Source organism: Ancylobacter sp. (assembly GCF_965229075.1).
Taxonomy (GTDB): domain Bacteria; phylum Pseudomonadota; class Alphaproteobacteria; order Rhizobiales; family Xanthobacteraceae; genus Ancylobacter.
The window spans coordinates 482,584-499,804 of sequence record NZ_CBDDIO010000001.1 but is presented as its reverse complement, the minus strand read 5'-3'; the positions used below and the strand labels follow the sequence as shown (position 1 = coordinate 499,804).

Genomic DNA, 17,221 nt, shown 5'->3' with positions numbered 1-17,221 from the left:
ATTGTGAGTTCTGATCCCCTCCCGCTCGCCGAGGCCGGCGGTCTTCTCACCCTGGACCTCTCAGCCCTGGCGGCGAACTATCAGGAATTGGCGCGCCGCGTCGCGCCGGCCGTCTGCGCCGCCGTGGTTAAGGGCGACGGCTACGGCATCGGCCTCGCTGCGGCCGCCACCACACTCTGGCAGGCCGGCGCCCGCAGCTTCTTCGTCGCCCTGCTGAGCGAAGCCCGGCGCCTGCACGCCCTTCTCCCCGACGCGGAAATCTTCGTTCTCAACGGCCTGTTTCCCGACACCGAGGCTGCCTATCAGGAAAACGGTCTGCTGCCGGTGCTCGGCAGCACGGACGAGATCGCGCGCTGGCGCGATTTCTGTGACTGCATCGGCCAAGCCCTGCCGGCCGCCATCCATGTCGACACCGGCATGAACCGGCTGGGCCTGACCCCGGCCGAGGCGGTGAACGTTGCGGAAGGCCGCGACGAACTCGGCTTTCCGCTCGCCCTGCTGATGAGCCACCTTGCCTGTGCCGACGAGCCGGACCACCCGCTCAATGCGCGCCAATTGGAGGATTTCCGCGCCATTGCCGCGCTGTTCCCGGGCGTGCGTGCCTCGCTGTCCAACTCCGCCGGAGCGCTGGGCGATCCTGCCTATCATTTCGATCTCGTCCGACCGGGTATCGCCGTCTATGGCGGGCGCCCGCGGGCGGATGTCGCGCCGCTGCGGCCGGTGGTGCGGCTCGAACTGCGTATCGCCCGCATCCGCCACGTGCATGAGGGTGAAACGGTCGGTTATGGCGGCGCACACACCGCCATCCGGCCTTCGCGCGTCGCCATTCTCTCCGCCGGCTATGCCGACGGCATCCCGCGTCTCGCGGGCGCCTCCGACTTGCGCCCCGGAGCAGAGGCCGTGGTGGCGGGCCATCGCTGCCCGTTGATCGGCCGCATCTCGATGGACCTGCTTGCCGTCGACATCACCGAACTGCCCGAAGATGCGGTTCAGCTCGGCGACTTCGCGACCCTGCTCGGTGACGGGCTGACGCTCGACAATCTGGCGCGCCATTCCCAGACCATCGATTACGAAATCCTCACCTCGCTCGGCCGCCGCTACCACCGGCGAACCGTTCCGGCGACGCAAGAGATTTGATCCCGGTTTGTTCCCGCGCTAGAAGCGCTGGACCTTTTCAGCGCGGGACCGCTTCTCCATGGCCAAACGCAGCACCAGCTTTCTCTGTCAGATCTGTGGCGCCGTGCATGCGCGCTGGCAGGGCCGGTGCGATGCCTGCGGCGCGTGGAACTCGATCGCCGAGGAAACCACGGCGGCCGACACGATGCCCGCCACGCTGCGCGGCGGACGGCGTGGCCGGCTGATTGCGCTGGAAAGCCTCACCGGCACCTCGGAAGACGCTCCCCGCGTGCAGGTCGGCATTTCCGAACTCGACCGCGTCGCCGGCGGCGGCATCGTGCCCGGTTCGGTGCTGCTGATCGGCGGCGATCCCGGCATCGGCAAGTCGACCCTGCTGATCCAGGCCTCGGCGAAGCTGGCTGGCGCCGGGCACCGCATCATCTATGTCTCCGGTGAAGAAGCCGTCGCCCAGGTGCGCCTGCGCGCGGAGCGGCTCGGCCTCTCCGGCGCACCGGTGGAACTCGCCGCCGAGACCAATGTCGAGGACATCGTCGCCACCCTCTCCGAAGGCCGCCGGCCCGCGCTGGTGGTGATCGATTCGATCCAGACCATGTGGACCGACACGGTGGAATCCGCGCCCGGCACGGTGACGCAGGTGCGCTCCTCGGCGCAGATCCTTATCCGCTACGCCAAGCGCGCCGGCGCCGCCGTCATTCTGGTCGGCCATGTGACCAAGGACGGCCAGATCGCCGGCCCGCGCGTGGTCGAGCATATGGTCGACGCCGTGCTCTCCTTCGAGGGCGATGGCGCCCATCATTTCCGCATCCTGCGCGCGCAGAAGAACCGCTTCGGGCCAACCGACGAGATCGGCGTGTTCGAGATGACCGGCCTCGGCCTCGCGGAAGTCGCCAACCCGTCCGCGCTGTTCCTGTCGAACCGCGACAGCGGCGCGCCCGGCACGGCGGTCTATGCCGGCATGGAGGGTACGCGGCCCGTGCTGGTGGAAATCCAGGCGCTTGTCGTGCCGACCAGCCTCGGCACACCGCGCCGGGCGGTGGTCGGCTGGGACCCCAGCCGCCTGTCCATGGTACTGGCCGTGCTGGAAGCGCGCTGCGGCATCAAGCTCGGTGCGCATGATGTGCATCTCAACGTCGCCGGCGGCTTCCGCATCAGCGAACCGGCGGCGGATGTGGCCGTGGCGGCGGCGCTCATATCCTCGCTCTCCGGCGCGGTGCTGCCGCCCGACAGCGTCTATTTCGGCGAGGTCAGCCTCACCGGCGCGGTGCGCGCCGTGCCGCATGCGGTGGCGCGGCTCAAGGAGGCGGCGAAGCTCGGCTTCACCCGCGCCGTCGCGCCGGCGGCCAAGGGAACGGTGGCCAAGGGATCGTCAGCCAACGGACGCGACACCGGCGAGGCGCCATTGGCGGTCGATGCCATCACCTCTCTTGGGGATATCGTCGCCACCATCGCGGCCAAGGGATCGCGCCGCAGCAGCGGCAAGCCGCAAGAGGGATGACGCGCGGGCCTCACCGCGCTATACCTCGCGCGGCCCGCTGCGGGGCCGGATCAGTCCAGATTCGCTGCGCTTTCGTGTGAAGCCCAGCCCCACCACGGTGAGATTGTCTTGACGCTCCTCGACATCATCCTGATCGCTGTGATGGTCGTATCCGGCCTGCTCGCCATGGTGCGAGGCTTTGTGCGCGAGGTTTTCGCCATCGTCTCCTGGGTGGCGGCGGCGCTGGTCACGCTTTACGCGTATCCGCACGCGTTGCCCTTTGCCAAGCAGTACATCAGCAACGACACCTTCGCGATGGCGGCGACCGTCGGTTCGCTGTTCATCGTCACCCTCTTGATCGTCTCGATCATCACGGTGCGGATTTCCGACCTCGTGCTCGACAGCCGCATCGGCGCGCTCGACCGTACCCTCGGATTCCTGTTCGGCCTGGCCCGCGGCTTCCTGATCATGGTTGTGGCCTTCCTGTTCTTCAACTGGCTGGTCCAGAACGAGCAGGGCCAGCCTGAGTGGATTCGCGACGCGCGGACCAAGCTGGTCTTGCAAAGTGCGGGTGACTGGCTCATCTCCATCCTGCCGGAAGACCCCGAGAGCCTCATCCGCGAGATGCGCAGCTCGAAGGACGCCGAGCCGACCGAGCCGCCGCCAGAGCCCGTCGCACCGGGCAGCGCGCCGGCCACGCCGAGCCCGGTGACGCCGTCGGCGCCTTAATTCGACCGTGCCCGTGCGCCAAGCGTCCCGGGCACAGTTGCTTTTGAGCAGAGTGGAGCGGGCGCAGCCTTGACCTGCGCCGAGGAGCGAAGACCCTATGGCCGATCTGATGGGTGATCACGTGGCGTCGAAATCGGCGCAGCCGGACGATTTCTACGACGACTACGGGGACACGCTGCGCGAAGAGTGCGGCGTGTTCGGCATTTACGGCCACCCCGACGCGGCGGCGATCACCGCCCTCGGCCTGCATGCGCTGCAGCATCGCGGCCAGGAAGCGGCTGGCATAACCACTTATGACGGCAGGCGTTTTCACTCCGAGCGACGTCTTGGCCTGGTGAGCGACGCCTTCTCTGACGGCGAGGCGATCAAGCGTCTGCCGGGTCATATCGCGGTCGGCCATGTGCGCTATTCGACCACGGGCGAAACCATCCTCCGCAACGTTCAGCCGCTGTTCGCCGAACTCGATGGCGGCGGCTTCGCCATTGCCCATAACGGCAACCTGACCAACGGCCTCACCCTGCGCCGCCAGCTCATCCGCGACGGCGCGATCTGCCAGTCGACCTCCGATACCGAGGTGATGCTCCATCTCGTCGCCCGCTCCAAGCGCGCGCGCTTCACCGAGCGTTTCATTGACGCGCTGCGTTCGCTCGAAGGCGCCTATGCCTTTGTCGGCCTCACCAACAAGAAGCTGGTCGGTGCCCGCGACCCGCTCGGCATCCGCCCGCTGGTGCTCGGCGAGCTCGACGGCCACCCGATCCTGACCTCCGAGACCTGCGCCCTCGACATAATTGGTGCGCGTCACGTGCGGGACATCGAGCCCGGCGAGGTGATCGTCTTCTCCTCCGACAAGGTGGAAACTCTGCGCCCCTTCGGCAGCGTGCCGCCGCGCCCCTGCATCTTCGAGTACATCTATTTCGCCCGCCCGGACTCCGTGGTTGGCGGTCGCTCGGTCTATCAGGTGCGCAAGACCATGGGCATGCAGCTCGCGGCGGAAGCCCCCGCCGACGCAGATCTCGTGGTGCCAGTGCCGGATTCCGGCGTGCCAGCGGCGATCGGCTATTCCCAGGCGTCGGGCCTGCCCTATGAGCTGGGCATCATCCGCAACCACTATGTCGGACGCACCTTCATCCAGCCGACCCAGTCGGTGCGCGACCAGGGCGTGCGGATGAAGCACTCGGCCAATAGGGCCGTCGTCGAGGGCAAGCGTATCGTGCTGATCGACGACAGCCTCGTGCGCGGCACCACTTCGGTGAAGATCGTCCGCATGATGCGCGAAGCCGGCGCGCGCGAGGTGCATTTCCGCATCTCCTCACCGCCCATCACCCATCCCGACTATTACGGCATCGACACGCCCGACCGCGACAAGCTGCTGGCGGCGACGCATGACCTCGAAGGCATGCGCCGCTATATCGGCGCCGACAGCCTTGCCTTCCTGTCCATTGACGGCATTTACAAGTCGATGGGCTATGAGGGCCGCGACCCGCTCCGGCCGCAATTCACCGACCATTGCTTCACCGGCGAGTACCCCACCCCGCTGTCGGATCGCGACGGCGAAGTGTCGCCGCGCCAGCTCTCGCTCCTGGCCGAGGCGAGCTGAGCGGCATGGTCGAGCTGCGCGAATGGCATCGCGGCCGGCTGATCGACCATATCTCATTGGTCGTGGCCGATTATGAGGCCTGCCGCCGCTTCTATGCGGCGGTGCTTGCCGTGCTTGATGTGCCCCTCGTGGAAGGCGATGGCTACTTCTTCGCCGACGAGCTCTTCGTCTCGCCCGGCGTGCCGACCACGGGGCGCGCGCATATCGCCTTCCAGGCGGGCGACGAGGAGACGGTGCGCCGATTCCACGCCACCGCCCTCGCCCATGGCGGCCGGGACAATGGATCGCCGGGGCTGCGCGACTATCACCCCGGCTATTACGCCGCCTTCGTGCTCGATCCCGAAGGCAACAACATTGAAGCGGTCTTCCACGGTCCGGCCCGGCGCTCCGCGCCGTCCGTGGTCATGACCGACGACAACTGAACCTTCAAGGAAACGCCATGTCCGACCTTCCTGCGGCCGAAGCTGCCCTGCGCCCGCTCGATGGCCACATTGCCCTCGTCACCGGCGCCACGCGTGGCATCGGCCGGGCGGCGGCCATCGCTCTTGCCGCCGCCGGTGCGCATGTCGTGGCGGTGGGTCGTACCAGCGGCGCGCTGGAGGAGCTCGACGACGCGATCATCGCCACGGGCTCGACGGCGACGCTGGTGCCGCTCGACATCAAGGACGGCGAGGGCATCGACCGGCTCGGCGGCGCGCTTTATGAGCGTTTCGGTCGGCTCGACATTTTCGTCGGTAATGCCGGCGTGCTGGGCCCGATGACCCCGCTGGCGCAGATCGAGCCGAAGGAGTGGAACGACACGCTGGCGGTGAACCTGACCGCGAATTGGCGCCTCATCCGCTCGCTCGATCCGCTCCTGCGGCTCTCCACGGCCGGGCGCGCCGTGCTTGTGTCCTCCGGTGCCGCACACAAGGCCCGGCCGTTCTGGGGCGCCTACGCCGTCACCAAAGCGGCTGTTGAAGTACTCGCACGCACCTGGGCCGCGGAGGTGGAGAACATCTCCAGCCTCAGGGTGAACCTGATCAATCCCGGCCCGATCCGCACACGCATGCGCGCCAAGGCCTTCCCAAGCGAAGATCCGGACACGCTGCCGAGCCCGGAAGAGCTGGCGCAGGCCATCCTCGCGCTGTGCCTGCCGAGTGTCGTGGAAACGGGTCAGCTCTATGATTTTCCGACACGCAGCTTTAAGGGTTTCCCGATACCTGCCTGAACAGGCGAACGGTTGAGGGTTGGAATTTTGGAGATTTTGATCGGCACCAACCATCTGGCGCTGATGGCCGGTTCTGAGCTGATATGTCTGGAACTGGCCCATTACTTCCGCAGCTTGGGACATCGCGTCACGCTGTTCGCCAATGTCGCGTCCGACCCGATGGCGGGCATGTTCAAGTCGCTGCTTGGGCTGGGAATCGTCACCGACCCACGGGCGATCGCGCCTTTTTCCTATGATCTCGTCTATCTCCAGCATCATGTCGCCGGCCTGTTCGACTACCGCTTGGACTCCGCTTCGCGGGAGCGCACGGCCTTTGTGTTCGGCAAACTTGGCCGGCGAACGTTCATGGAAAGCGGTGGCTGGCGGTTTGATCGCCTGCTGGCCGACGCCTATTTCGCAAATTCCGTGGAAACCGCGCGAAGGCTCAAGGAGCTTGAGGTTACCGCTCCCGTTTCCGTCTTCTACAACGCCGCGCCGTCGGCCTATTTCCGGCGACCTCCCGAAGCCGCGCGAAAGCTGGGGAGGATCACCGTCATCACCAACCACCTCGATCCGGCTCTGGCTACCGCATTGGACCAGCTCTCACTCGACATCGAGATTGAGCGCGTGGGACTCCAGTTCCGCCAAAGGCTGGTGACCCCCGAACTGATCGGCCGTTCCGACCTCGTCATCAGCATCGGCAAGACGATCCCCTACGCGCTTGCCGCGCGCGTGCCGGTCTATGTCTACGACCATTTCGGCGGCCCGGGCTATCTCACGGCCGACAACTTCGCCCTGGCAGCGCGATTCAACTTTACCGGCCGCTGCTGCGAGCGGCGGCTGGGCCCGGGTGACCTCGTCAGCGAGATTATCGCAGGCTACGCGGCAGCGGACGCGTTCGCCCGGAACCTGGGCGAATTAGTGATCGAACGTTACCGGCTGGAGCCCCATCTCGACGCCATGCTCGCCGTGCCGGCTTCCCAAAACGCCGCACGTGCGGAAAAGCTGGCCCTCGACCCTATGATCGCGCAGGAGCGACTTCTGGCCGCGGATCTACGCGAGCACTGGCGCAACGCGCAGAACCAGCAGCGGCAGGGACTAAGCTTCAGACACTCCGTGCGCCGTTGGCTCGCGGCCGGGCGCCACTGGACGCGGCACACCGCCCGCAAGGGCCTACACAAAATGCGAAAACTGCCTCAGTCCTTCTCCGCGTAGGGATTGTCCTTCTCGCGCAGCGTCAGGCGGATCGGAACGCCGGGAAGGTCGAAGGTGGTGCGCAAATTGTTGACGAGATAGCGCACATAGCTCTCCGGCAGCGCATCGGCGCGCGAGCAGAACAGCACGAAGCTCGGCGGGCGCGCCTTGGACTGGGTGATGTAGCGCAGCTTGATGCGACGGCCCGACACGGCCGGTGGCGGGTGTTGGTCGGTGGTCTCTATCAGCCAGCGGTTCAGCGGATTGGTGGAGACGCGGCGGTTCCACACCTCATGTGTCTGCTGCACCGCCCGCACCAGGCGGTCGAGCCCTTCCCCGGTGAGGGCCGAGACCAGCACCACCGGCGCGCCCTTCACCTGCGGCAGCCGGTCGTCGGCCTCCTGGCGCATGCGGGTGACGAACCCCTGCTGGTCCTTCACCAGATCGGATTTCGAGATCGCCAGCACCACCGCCCGCCCCTCGCGCTCCACGAGGTCGGCGATGCGCACATCCTGCTCCTCGAAGGGATGGGTCGCGTCCATCAGCACAATGACGACTTCGGCGAAGCGCGCGGCGCGCAACCCGTCGGCGACGGACAGTTTTTCCAGCTTGTCGTCGATGCGCGCGCGCTTGCGCATGCCGGCCGTATCGAAGACGCGCAGTTCCACGCCGTGGCGTTCCACATCCACGGCGATGGAATCGCGTGTGATGCCGGCTTCAGGGCCGGTCAGTAACCTGTCCTCACCCAACAGGGCGTTGATCAGGGTCGACTTGCCCGCGTTCGGCCGCCCGAGAACGGCGACGCGAATGCGTCGCCCGGCCTCCGGGTCGGTCCCATCGTCCTCATCCTCTTCGTCCGGCACGCAAAGCGCGAGCGCCCGAAGCAGGTCAGCCATGCCATCGCCATGCTCGGCGGAAAGCTCCACCGGCTCGCCGAGCCCGAGCGCATAAGCGTCGAGCGTGCCGCTTTCAGATCCCTTCGCCTCGGCCTTGTTGGCCACGAGAATGGTGTGCTTGCCGGAACGTCGCGCCAATTCGCCAAAGGCCCGGTCGCTCGGCGTAACACCGGCCTTGGCGTCGATCAGGAACAGCAGCACATCGGCATCGGCAATAGCGGCCTCCGTCTGGGCGCGCATGCGGCCTTCGAGCGATTCCGCCTTGGCCTCCTCCAGCCCCGCCGTGTCGATGACGCGGAAGGACAGATGGCCAAGGCGCGCGTCACCCTCGCGCCGGTCACGGGTCACACCGGGGCGATCATCGACCAGCGCCAGGCGCTTGCCAACCAGACGATTGAACAGCGTCGACTTGCCGACATTCGGCCTGCCGACAATCGCGACGGTCATCGTCATGGGAAAAAGGGGCCTCCGCGCCCGTCAGCTTTACCGGGCCGGCGCAGCAGCGCCCGCCGCTCCGGCCGCCGGCGGCTCGTTCTGGTAGGGATTATAGGCCGAGTTCGCCGGCTGCGGCGGGGCCTGATTATAGTCGACCCCCGGAACACCTTCGGGGAAAACCGGCTGGCGCGCGCCCGGAAGCGGCTTCTCACGTTCATTGAACGGGTTGATCGCGTCCAGCGTCTCGCAGCCGGCGGCTGCCAGCGTCAGACCGAGAACCGGCAGCAGAAACAGGGCGCGGCGCAGGCGGGAACGAGTAGAGGACGTGTCAGGGCGCATCAGCACCTCCTCACGGCGCGGGGGGAGCGGAAGCCGGCGGCGTGGCCGGCGCGGGCTCGGCAGGGGCGGGCGTGGCAGCGGAGGCAGGAGTGGCCGCCGCAGGCGCGGCCGCTGCCGGCACCGGCATCGAAGAGGCCGAAAGCGTGCGCATCAACTCGGCGCGGCGGCGCAGACCAGGCGGCGTCTGCCCATCGTTGAGGATCGCGGTGAAGGTCTCGGTCGCCGCTTTATAGTCGCCGGCCTTGTACTGGGCGAGGCCGATGATCTCGCGGGCGGAGTGGCGAAACGCCCCCTCGGGCGTGTCGAGCGGCTTCATCCGGCCTTCGATCTCGACGAGCGAAGCCGTATCGACCAGCAGCATCGCCGCGCGAACCTGGGCGACATTCTGCATCAACGTGCTGACCGAAGGGTCCTTCGCCAGCCCATCGTAATCGGCAACGGCGGCGGCGGCATCGGTCTTGGCAAGTTCGTCAGCCGCGCGGAAGCGCGCGAGGAGCCGGTAGCCGCGGGTGCCGTCCTTCTCCAGGGCGACGAAAGCGGCTTCGGCTTCCGCCGTCTTGCCCTCGGAAGCGAGCTTCTGGGCCGCCTCGAATTGCGCGCCGGACGCCTGATCCTGCTTCAGCTTCCACCACTCATAGCCGCGCCAGCCGGCGACGGCGACGACGATGAGCACGGCCAGGCCGATGACAAAGCCGCCATAGCGGGTCCACAGGCGGCCGAAACGCTCGCGGCGCAGGTCCTCGTCGATCTCGTTGAAGATGTCAGCCATGAAACGTCCGTGAGCAACTCGTCGCGGGCCGCCGCAGCGAGGCGGGGCCGGTACTGGAAAGGGCCGCGTAAACTACCGATGCGGCTTGAACAAGGCAAATCGAGCGGCGGACCGGGCGGCGCCGCGCTTTGCCCCGGAAAGAGGCCGCCTATCCCTTCTTGGGGGCGTAGACATGCTCCGGGCCGGGGAAGCTGCGCGCGCGCACCTCGCTGGCATAGGCTTCCACGGCGGAGCCGATGGCAGGCCCGATTTCGGCGAACTTCTTGACGAAGCGGGGGACGCGGTCAGACAGGCCGAGCATGTCTTCCAGCACGAGAATCTGGCCGTCGCAGGCTGGCGAGCCGCCGATGCCGATGGTGGGAGGCGCGACCTCCTGGGTGATTTGGCGGGCCAGCGGCTCAGAGATAGCCTCCAGCACGATGGAAAAGGCGCCGGCATCGGCGATAGAGCGGGCGTCGTCGAGAATCAGCGCCGCGCTCGCCTCATCGCGGCCCAGCGCCTTGAACGAGCCGAGCGTGTTGATCGCCTGCGGCGTCAGACCGACATGGCCCATGACCGGCACACCGCGATCAGCGAGAAAACGCACCGTCTCCGCCATGCGGCGCCCGCCTTCCAGCTTCACGGCGCCGGCCCCGCTTTCCTTCAGCACCCGGGCGGCGGTGGCGAAGGCCTGCTGCGGCGACCCCTCATAGGAGCCGAAGGGCAGGTCCACCACCACCAGCGCCCGCGCCGAGCCGCGCATCACCGCCTGACCCTGCAGGATCATCATGTCCACGGTCACCGGCACGGTGGTCTCCATGCCGTGCATCACCATGCCGAGCGAATCGCCCACCAGCATGAAGTCGACATGCGGGTCGATCAGGCGGGCGGTGTGGGCGTGGTAGGCGGTCAGCGAGACAATGGGCTCGCCGCCTTTCTTCGCGCGGATGTCCGGAGCGGTAAGGCGGCGGACAGCGGACTGAACGGACATGTCAGGCGATTTCCTCGTTTTCCTGCATGGGCTTGCTCAGCCCATGACCGGCACCCCGACGATGTAGGGGTGGAACCAGAAAGAGAGGAAGGCATAAAGCACGACACCCAAGCCCACCGCAATGAGATCACCCCACCAGTGGGTCGGCGCGACGGGGAGCGGCGCGTTCCGGCGCTTCGCCATGATCCGCAGCACCACCGCCCAGGCGAGGATGACCACGGCCAAGGTCACGGTCGCGGCGTCGCCATTGGCGAGAAGATGCGCCAGCGCCCAAGTCTTGATGGCGACCAGGAAGGGGAACTTCAGCCAGGCCTTGATGTGGCTCGGCACCAGCGCCGCCACGGCGAAGATGGACGAGAACAGCATGAGCAACAGAGCGAGATGGCGCAGACCCACCGGCGGATCATAGAGCTGGGCCGGCCCTTCAGCCCGCCACTGGCCGAAGCCATAGGCGATCATCAGCACCCCGGCGATGGCGAGGACGCCATGCACGATCCGATAGGTGGTGGCGCCCAGCTGCGCCGTGGCCGCTGCGGCCATCTTGCGGCGCGCGGCAACAATGTGAATGGCAACGAACAGGGCGAGCCCCGCCAGCATCAGGATCATGATCGTCCTCCCCGTGTGACGGCGCGCACGCTAGAGACTTTCCAACCGCCGCGCCATCCGGGCAAGGGCCGACTTTTTGTCCCGCCCCGCCGATGCTGGGGGATCCGTGGCGATGCGTAAACCATAGGGCGCGTCTGCTCTCCCACCGGCGACGTGCGCGTGTCACAATGATGACACCATTGGTGGGAGGAACCGGAATGAAAGCCGTGCTGGCGTTTCTTGCGCTGGGTCTTGCGTCGGTTCTCGTGCAGCCGGCATCCGCCCAGTCAATGACGATGGCGGCCGTCGACGCGCCGCCGGCAACGATCGCAGCGCCGCCGGAGATGAGCCCGCCCTCCACGGCCACCCCGGCCGCGCTCTCCGCGCCCGCCGTTTCCACAACGCCAGACAGCGCTGTGCCTGCGGCCGCGCCGTCGGTTGCCACGCCACCGATCGAGTCGGCAGCGGTCGCTCCCCTCCCCACCCCGCTGGAAGCCGCAGCGCCGCCACCGCCCGAGGTGCAGGTGATGATCAGCCTGTCCAAGCAGCGCATGGTGGTGTCGGTCGCCGGCAAGGAGCGCTACGCTTGGGCGGTCTCAACCGCCCGCAAGGGCTACCGCACCCCGCTCGGAACTTACCGGCCCGAGCGGATGCACAAGCGCTATTTCTCGCGCAAATATGACAATGCACCGATGCCCTACGCGATCTTCTTCCACCGGGGCTGGGCGATCCACGGCACGGACGCCGTCGGCCGGCTCGGCCGCCCCGCTTCGCATGGCTGCGTCCGCCTGCACCCGAACAATGCGCGCGCCCTCTTCGCCCTTGTGAGCGAACATGGCCGCGCCAACACGCAGATCACCGTCAGCCGCTGAGAACCGGCCAGAAGGTGGCGTAGGTCACGCCGCCTTCTTCACATCCTTCACATCGGTGAAGACGATGCCCGGCCAGCGATCGCCGGTGTAGCCGATCATGAAGGCCGACGGGCTGAGGAAGACCAGATCGCCATCCAGGTCTTCCGCCGTCGACAGCCGATTGCCGGCGGCGAAATCCGCGAGCTTCTTGGGGTCTTCCGACGACACCCAGCGGGCCAGCTGGAATTCCGACATGTCGAAGCCGACCTCCAGCCCATATTCGGCCTCCAGCCGGTTCTTCAGCACGTCGAGCTGCAGCGGGCCGACAACCCCGACCAGCGCGGGCGAGCCGTCCGTGGGGCGGAACACCTGCACCACACCCTCCTCGGCCATTTCCTGCAGCGCCTGCTTCAGCTTCTTCGCCTTCATCGCGTCGGGCAGCTTCACCCTGCGAAGAATCTCCGGGGCGAAGGACGGCACACCGACGAAGTTGATGTCCTCGCCCTCGGTCAGCGTGTCGCCAATGCGCAAATTGCCGTGGTTGGGGATACCCACCACGTCGCCGGCATAGGCTTCCTCGGCCAGCTGGCGGTCCTGGGCGAAGAAGAACTGCGGCGTCGCAAGGCTCATCGGCTTGCCGGTGCGCACCAGCTTCGCCTTCATGCCGCGCTGAAGTTTGCCCGAGCACAGCCGGGCAAAGGCGATGCGGTCGCGATGGTTCGGGTCCATGTTCGCCTGGATCTTGAACACGAACGCGGTCATCCGCGCTTCCTCGGCTTCCACCTTGCGCTTGTCCGCCTGCTGCGCCCGCGGCGGAGGGGCGTAACGGCCGAGCCCTTCCAACAGGTCGCCGACGCCGAAATTGCGCAGCGCCGAACCGAAATAGACCGGCGTCAGGTGCCCCTCAAGGAAGGCCTGAATGTCGAAGGAATTGCCGACCTCGCGCACGAGGCCGAGTTCCTCCGCCAGATTCTCCTCGTCCAGCGTGACATTGAGGGCGGCGATCTGCGCCATGCTCATCTGCCGCAGCGGGCCGGTCTTGCCCTCGTCGCCATCGAGCAGGCGCATGCCGCCAGTGGCAACATCCATGGTGCCGACGAAATCACGCCCCTGCCCCACCGGCCAGGTCATCGGCGTGGTGTCGAGCGCCAGCGTCTTCTCGATCTCGTCGAGAATCTCGAACGGATCGCGGCTCTCGCGGTCCATCTTGTTGATGAAGGTGATGATGGGAATGTCGCGCAGGCGGCACACTTCCAGCAGCTTGCGGGTGCGCGCCTCGATGCCCTTGGCAGCGTCGATCACCATCACCGCCGCGTCAACCGCCGTCAGCGTGCGGTAGGTGTCTTCCGAGAAATCTTCATGGCCCGGCGTGTCCAGCAGGTTGAACACATGGCCGTCGAACTCGAAGGTCATCACCGAGGTCGCGACGGAAATGCCGCGCTCGCGCTCGATCGCCATCCAGTCCGAGCGCGTTGAGCGGCGGTCCTTCTTCGCCCGCACCTGCCCGGCAAGCTGGATGGCGCCACCGAAGAGCAGCAGCTTTTCGGTCAGCGTGGTCTTGCCCGCATCGGGATGCGAGATGATCGCGAAGGTGCGGCGGCGCGCAACCTCGGTGGCGATGGGTGAGGCTGCTGAATTGGAGAGTGCGTTCATGCGAGCCGATGTGGCAGGGAAGCTGCGGCGGATCAAGAGGTGGGCGGGCTTTCGTGGTGACGGGAAAGCCGCCGTCAGCCGAACTGCTTCGTGTAAAGCTCGGGCTTGAAGCCCACCAGCAGCGTGCCATCGGCATCAAGTACCGGCCGCTTGATGAGGGAGGGCTGGGCCTGCATCAGCGCCAGCGCCTTCGCTTCATTGATATCGCCCTTCTCGGCATCGGGCAGATTGCGGAACGTGGTGCCGGCGCGGTTGAGCAGGATTTCCCATCCGACCTTTCCGGCCCAGTTCTCAAGCCGTGCCGCGTCGATGCCGGCAGCTTTGTAATCGTGGAACGCATAGGCGACGCCGTGCCCGTCGAGCCAAGCGCGCGCCTTCTTCATCGTGTCGCAGTTCTTGATGCCGTAGATCGTGACGCTCACGCTCGTCTCCTCCGCAATGCCGCCCCCGTGATAGCGGGGACGGCACGGCGTTTGAAGACCGAAGGCTGCGATCTACTTGGCCGTCGCGGCACCAATGGCGCCACCGGCAACCGCGCCAATGCCCGCGCCCCAGGCCGCGCCGGTGCCGCCGCCGGCGATGCCGCCAATCACAGCGCCCGTGCCGGCGCCGATCACCGCACCCGTGCCTGCCCGACGCTGGGTGGTGGTGCAGCCCGCGACGAGGAGCGCGGCGACGGCGATGACGGTAAGCTTCGTGGCGATGGCTTTGGACATTGGCGTTCTCCCCAGGATTCGATGGCTGAAAGTACCTCCCCCACGTCACCCTCACAATCGCGCTCGACTAAGCATAAGCACGGAGGGCAACCCAGAAGCGAAGACCGTCAGCGCCAGCTTCTCACCCACCGGCCGGGTTCGTAGACCCAATGACCTCGACGCAGCACCCAACGCGGGCCGACATATTCAAACCCACGGCGGTTTTCTTCCCAGTGGCCGGCCGACCAGACCCATCCCCGCCCCGGCCACCAGGCCCAGTGTCCCGGCACCCAGGTGTAACCCCGGCGTGGCGCCGGGCGAGGTTCGCGGCGGGGAGCCGGCGGAGGGCTCGTCGGCGCGGACTGCGCCTGTGCCGTTTGATGCGCCGCGACGCCGAGAGGCACGGACACAAGAGCAGCAGCGGCCTTGAGAAGGGATCGGCGCGAGAGCATCAAACTCACTCCAGCTTGAAGAGGTACCGCAACAGCCAAGCCTTGAGCAGGGCGTGGGGGTCGCGAAGCTGGATGATGACCGCCGCGCGCGGCCGGCGCAATCGTCACGGCCTCGCGGTATCGTGGCCTGCAATTCAACGTCGGAAAGGTGTATGATGGCGCCAACCGCCGGACGGACAACGATCCGGCAGGCCGGGAGGTCGCCATGCACCGCTATCAACGCCGTCTACGTCTTTTCCTCGCCGTGACGCTGTTTTCTGCCCTCGCCGTCAGCGCCGCCGCCGCGCAGGAGCCGGGAGCCGATGCCACCTGGAAGTCGCTGCGGCCGGATATCTTCGGCGAGCGGCCGATCGAGGAGGCGAGCCCGCTCGTTCGTCTCACCGCCCCGAAGCGGGCGGAGGACGCCGCCATGGTGCCGATCGATGTCGAGATCGTGCTGCCCGAAGGCGATCCGCGCACCGTTTCCAAGCTGACGCTGATCGTCGACGAGAACCCCGCTCCGCTTGCGGCCACCTTCACCTTCGGTGGCAGTCGCCGCGATGTAGCGCTCGGCACCCGGCTGCGGGTGAACTCCTATTCCTATGTGCGCGCCATCGCGGAGACCAGCGATGGCGCTCTCCACATGGCCGAGCGCTATGTGAAGGCCTCCGGAGGCTGCTCCGCCCCGGCGATGAAGGACGAAGAAGCACAGCTGAAGAATCTCGGCCAGCTCAAGCTGAAATCGGTGAAGGCGGACGGGATGGGTGACGCCAGCCAGGCGAGCCGCGTCTCGCAGCTGCAGCTGATGATCCGTCACCCCAACTACTCCGGCCTGCAGATGGACCCGCTGACGCGGGCCTATATCCCCGCCAAGTTCGTCGACAATATCCGCGTGACCCAGGGCGACGAGCTGATCTTCTCCATGGTCGGCGGCATCTCGCTCAGTGAGGATCCTGCGATCCGCGTCTCCTACGACCCGGACGGCAAGGAAGTTCATGTCGACGCCGGCGACACGGACGGGCGCAAGTTCGAGGGGGAGCTGAAGCCGGCAAGTTGACCCGCCGGAGCGGCGACAGGCGGGAGCCGCGCCTCGCGGCTCTCGCGCTTTCGATCAATAGAAACAGGTGACTTCCGCTTCCGCCTGCGCCCGATGCAGATCCGCCACGATGTCGCGGAACAGGCCGGTATTGCGGAACAGCTCCGCCTGCTGCCCCGCCACCTGGCTCACGCTCATGATGGTTTCGGCTTCTTCATAGCGCTCATAGGGCATGATGGTCGCGATGGTGTCGATCGAGCAGGAGCACTTCTCCAGCGCCTGCCGGGTCTGGCCGTTGACGATCATGCAGGCGAACACATAATCGGCCCGCGCCGCCGTCGGGTAATCATTGATAAGGCCTGAATTCGGCGCCTTTGGCGCCGGCTTGCGGGCGCCGGCGGTGAGGCCGGGGGACAGCATCTCCTGTGCCAGCACGCCGCCCGCACCCAGCAGCGTGAAGGTCAGGACGGCGCCGAGGCGGCCCGCCTTCGAAATTCGCGTGGAGCCTGTGTTCGCCATGGTTATTCCTCTCCTGGGGCGGCCGCCTATTTCACCGCCGGCGTGTTGGTCACGCCGGTCAGAGTAAGGCTGGTCTCGATCATGTTGGCGCTGCCATCCGCCTTGGGCGTGACGACATCGATGGAATAAAGCCCGCCGGGCACCGCATCGGCGAACAGGAATTCGTAGCGCCGCCCCACCAGTTCCAGCAGTTTGTCCTTGTTGGGGTCCTCGGCGAAGGGAAGCATGGTGAGCTTCCAGCCCTCGACCTCGCGGCCATCAAAGGAAAAGCGCGCCGGCGTAACGGTGCCGGTGGAGAGATGCTCACGCACGCGGTTGCGCAGATAGAACGGGCTGCCCTTGGTCAGCTGCGCGATTTCCTTCACGTCGCGTTCCAGAAGGATCAGCGCGATCGGATTGCCGTTCATGGTCGGAAACGGGCCAGCCTCACCCTCCTGCGTGCCGCGATGGATGATGACATCCGCGATCCGCTTGGCCGGATCGTCGGCCGGCGCCTCGACCTTCATGTCCAGCGTTTCCTCGAAGCCGTCGCCAAGCTTGGCCTCGGAGGTCACGTGCTTATAGGCATAGGTCAGCGTCGTTCCCGGCTGCACCTGGGCAAGATAGGGACGCTCAAAGAAGAGTTCTGCAGCCGTCGGCGCGGCAAACGCGGCGGTCGTCGCAAGGGTCGCCAGCGAGGCCGCGGCGGCAAGGGTGCGGGCAATACGCAACATGGAACGTCT

The 17,221-nt window shown here is 66.7% G+C and carries 20 protein-coding genes; 9 read left to right on the top strand and 11 right to left on the bottom strand.

Going from position 1 to position 17,221, the window contains the following annotated elements:
* Nucleotides 1-3 precede the first annotated feature (3 nt).
* From alr to ACO07Z_RS02560, 7 genes are all read left to right on the top strand, one after another.
* On the top strand, nt 4-1,137 hold the full coding sequence (gene alr / locus ACO07Z_RS02590) for an alanine racemase (protein ID WP_421697270.1): 1,134 nt from the start codon (nt 4-6) through the stop codon (nt 1,135-1,137).
* Nucleotides 1,138-1,195: 58 nt separating this feature from the next.
* Nucleotides 1,196-2,632: a DNA repair protein RadA gene (gene radA, locus ACO07Z_RS02585; protein WP_421697269.1), complete on the top strand. Its 1,437-nt coding sequence runs from the start codon at nt 1,196-1,198 to the stop codon at nt 2,630-2,632.
* Nucleotides 2,633-2,734: 102 nt separating this feature from the next.
* Nucleotides 2,735-3,340 carry a CvpA family protein gene (locus ACO07Z_RS02580; protein ID WP_421697869.1) on the top strand — a complete coding sequence of 202 codons (606 nt, stop codon included), beginning with the start codon at nt 2,735-2,737 and terminating at the stop codon, nt 3,338-3,340.
* A gap of 97 nt (nt 3,341-3,437) precedes the next feature.
* A complete protein-coding gene (gene purF / locus ACO07Z_RS02575) occupies nt 3,438-4,937 on the top strand; it encodes an amidophosphoribosyltransferase (protein WP_370874125.1) in 1,500 nt (499 codons plus the stop codon).
* A 5-nt stretch (nt 4,938-4,942) separates the two neighbouring features.
* Nucleotides 4,943-5,359 (top strand): VOC family protein, encoded by a 417-nt coding sequence (locus ACO07Z_RS02570; protein WP_421697268.1) that lies wholly within the window; start codon nt 4,943-4,945, stop codon nt 5,357-5,359.
* Between the two features lie 17 nt (nt 5,360-5,376).
* Nucleotides 5,377-6,147 carry an SDR family NAD(P)-dependent oxidoreductase gene (locus ACO07Z_RS02565; protein WP_421697267.1) on the top strand — a complete coding sequence of 257 codons (771 nt, stop codon included), beginning with the start codon at nt 5,377-5,379 and terminating at the stop codon, nt 6,145-6,147.
* 36 nt (nt 6,148-6,183) lie between these two features.
* Entirely contained in the window at nt 6,184-7,341 is a 1,158-nt protein-coding gene (locus ACO07Z_RS02560; protein WP_421697266.1) for a hypothetical protein, read from the top strand.
* Here the strand turns inward: ACO07Z_RS02560 and der are convergent.
* From der to ACO07Z_RS02535, 5 genes are all read right to left on the bottom strand, one after another.
* Nucleotides 7,323-8,669 (bottom strand): ribosome biogenesis GTPase Der, encoded by a 1,347-nt coding sequence (gene der / locus ACO07Z_RS02555; protein WP_421697265.1) that lies wholly within the window; start codon nt 8,667-8,669, stop codon nt 7,323-7,325. The genes ACO07Z_RS02560 and der overlap by 19 nt on opposite strands.
* Before the next feature lie 30 nt (nt 8,670-8,699).
* Nucleotides 8,700-8,990, bottom strand: coding sequence for a hypothetical protein (locus ACO07Z_RS02550; protein WP_421697264.1), 291 nt, complete (start codon nt 8,988-8,990; stop codon nt 8,700-8,702).
* A gap of 10 nt (nt 8,991-9,000) precedes the next feature.
* Nucleotides 9,001-9,759 (bottom strand): tetratricopeptide repeat protein, encoded by a 759-nt coding sequence (locus ACO07Z_RS02545; protein WP_421697263.1) that lies wholly within the window; start codon nt 9,757-9,759, stop codon nt 9,001-9,003.
* 148 nt (nt 9,760-9,907) lie between these two features.
* The gene (panB, locus tag ACO07Z_RS02540) at nt 9,908-10,729 is read right to left on the bottom strand and encodes a 3-methyl-2-oxobutanoate hydroxymethyltransferase (RefSeq protein ID WP_421697262.1); all 822 of its coding nucleotides are present in this window, start codon (nt 10,727-10,729) and stop codon (nt 9,908-9,910) included.
* 36 nt (nt 10,730-10,765) lie between these two features.
* Nucleotides 10,766-11,335: an NnrU family protein gene (locus ACO07Z_RS02535; protein WP_421697261.1), complete on the bottom strand. Its 570-nt coding sequence runs from the start codon at nt 11,333-11,335 to the stop codon at nt 10,766-10,768.
* A gap of 197 nt (nt 11,336-11,532) precedes the next feature.
* Between ACO07Z_RS02535 and ACO07Z_RS02530 the strand changes: the two genes are divergently transcribed.
* Nucleotides 11,533-12,186 carry a L,D-transpeptidase gene (locus tag ACO07Z_RS02530; RefSeq protein ID WP_421697260.1) on the top strand — a complete coding sequence of 218 codons (654 nt, stop codon included), beginning with the start codon at nt 11,533-11,535 and terminating at the stop codon, nt 12,184-12,186.
* Nucleotides 12,187-12,210: 24 nt separating this feature from the next.
* On the opposite strand, the gene ACO07Z_RS02525 is transcribed toward ACO07Z_RS02530, so the two are convergent.
* The 4 genes from ACO07Z_RS02525 to ACO07Z_RS02510 form a co-directional block, all read right to left on the bottom strand.
* Nucleotides 12,211-13,818 (bottom strand): peptide chain release factor 3, encoded by a 1,608-nt coding sequence (locus tag ACO07Z_RS02525; protein WP_244377331.1) that lies wholly within the window; start codon nt 13,816-13,818, stop codon nt 12,211-12,213.
* Nucleotides 13,819-13,892: 74 nt separating this feature from the next.
* The gene (locus tag ACO07Z_RS02520; protein WP_421697259.1) at nt 13,893-14,240 is read right to left on the bottom strand and encodes an ArsC family reductase; all 348 of its coding nucleotides are present in this window, start codon (nt 14,238-14,240) and stop codon (nt 13,893-13,895) included.
* A 72-nt stretch (nt 14,241-14,312) separates the two neighbouring features.
* Nucleotides 14,313-14,534, bottom strand: coding sequence for a YMGG-like glycine zipper-containing protein (locus ACO07Z_RS02515; RefSeq protein ID WP_244377335.1), 222 nt, complete (start codon nt 14,532-14,534; stop codon nt 14,313-14,315).
* 107 nt (nt 14,535-14,641) lie between these two features.
* The gene (locus tag ACO07Z_RS02510) at nt 14,642-14,965 is read right to left on the bottom strand and encodes a hypothetical protein (RefSeq protein WP_421697258.1); all 324 of its coding nucleotides are present in this window, start codon (nt 14,963-14,965) and stop codon (nt 14,642-14,644) included.
* A 205-nt stretch (nt 14,966-15,170) separates the two neighbouring features.
* On the opposite strand from ACO07Z_RS02510, the gene ACO07Z_RS02505 reads away from it, so the two are divergent.
* Entirely contained in the window at nt 15,171-16,001 is an 831-nt protein-coding gene (locus ACO07Z_RS02505) for a quinoprotein dehydrogenase-associated SoxYZ-like carrier (RefSeq protein ID WP_421697257.1), read from the top strand.
* A 54-nt stretch (nt 16,002-16,055) separates the two neighbouring features.
* Here the strand turns inward: ACO07Z_RS02505 and ACO07Z_RS02500 are convergent, their stop codons facing one another.
* Together ACO07Z_RS02500 and ACO07Z_RS02495 are read right to left on the bottom strand one after the other, a co-directional pair.
* Entirely contained in the window at nt 16,056-16,400 is a 345-nt protein-coding gene (locus ACO07Z_RS02500; protein WP_421697868.1) for a hypothetical protein, read from the bottom strand.
* 125 nt (nt 16,401-16,525) lie between these two features.
* Entirely contained in the window at nt 16,526-17,212 is a 687-nt protein-coding gene (locus ACO07Z_RS02495) for a hypothetical protein (protein ID WP_421697256.1), read from the bottom strand.
* Between the last annotated feature and the right edge of the window lie 9 nt (nt 17,213-17,221).

Excerpts from the sequence above, each read along its gene's own strand:
- ACO07Z_RS02565 (WP_421697267.1), top strand. The coding sequence starts at position 5,377 with ATGTCCGACCTTCCTGCGGCCGAAGCTGCCCTGCGCCCGCTCGATGGC.
- radA (WP_421697269.1), top strand. The coding sequence starts at position 1,196 with ATGGCCAAACGCAGCACCAGCTTTCTCTGTCAGATCTGTGGCGCCGTG.
- ACO07Z_RS02525 (WP_244377331.1), bottom strand. The coding sequence starts at position 13,818 with ATGAACGCACTCTCCAATTCAGCAGCCTCACCCATCGCCACCGAGGTT.
- ACO07Z_RS02570 (WP_421697268.1), top strand. The coding sequence starts at position 4,943 with ATGGTCGAGCTGCGCGAATGGCATCGCGGCCGGCTGATCGACCATATC.
- ACO07Z_RS02515 (WP_244377335.1), bottom strand. The coding sequence starts at position 14,534 with ATGTCCAAAGCCATCGCCACGAAGCTTACCGTCATCGCCGTCGCCGCG.
- ACO07Z_RS02535 (WP_421697261.1), bottom strand. The coding sequence starts at position 11,335 with ATGATCCTGATGCTGGCGGGGCTCGCCCTGTTCGTTGCCATTCACATT.
- ACO07Z_RS02495 (WP_421697256.1), bottom strand. The coding sequence starts at position 17,212 with ATGTTGCGTATTGCCCGCACCCTTGCCGCCGCGGCCTCGCTGGCGACC.
- ACO07Z_RS02510 (WP_421697258.1), bottom strand. The coding sequence starts at position 14,965 with ATGCTCTCGCGCCGATCCCTTCTCAAGGCCGCTGCTGCTCTTGTGTCC.
- ACO07Z_RS02550 (WP_421697264.1), bottom strand. The coding sequence starts at position 8,990 with ATGCGCCCTGACACGTCCTCTACTCGTTCCCGCCTGCGCCGCGCCCTG.
- ACO07Z_RS02500 (WP_421697868.1), bottom strand. The coding sequence starts at position 16,400 with ATGCTGTCCCCCGGCCTCACCGCCGGCGCCCGCAAGCCGGCGCCAAAG.
- purF (WP_370874125.1), top strand. The coding sequence starts at position 3,438 with ATGGCCGATCTGATGGGTGATCACGTGGCGTCGAAATCGGCGCAGCCG.
- ACO07Z_RS02530 (WP_421697260.1), top strand. The coding sequence starts at position 11,533 with ATGAAAGCCGTGCTGGCGTTTCTTGCGCTGGGTCTTGCGTCGGTTCTC.
- ACO07Z_RS02505 (WP_421697257.1), top strand. The coding sequence starts at position 15,171 with ATGCACCGCTATCAACGCCGTCTACGTCTTTTCCTCGCCGTGACGCTG.
- ACO07Z_RS02545 (WP_421697263.1), bottom strand. The coding sequence starts at position 9,759 with ATGGCTGACATCTTCAACGAGATCGACGAGGACCTGCGCCGCGAGCGT.
- der (WP_421697265.1), bottom strand. The coding sequence starts at position 8,669 with ATGACGATGACCGTCGCGATTGTCGGCAGGCCGAATGTCGGCAAGTCG.
- panB (WP_421697262.1), bottom strand. The coding sequence starts at position 10,729 with ATGTCCGTTCAGTCCGCTGTCCGCCGCCTTACCGCTCCGGACATCCGC.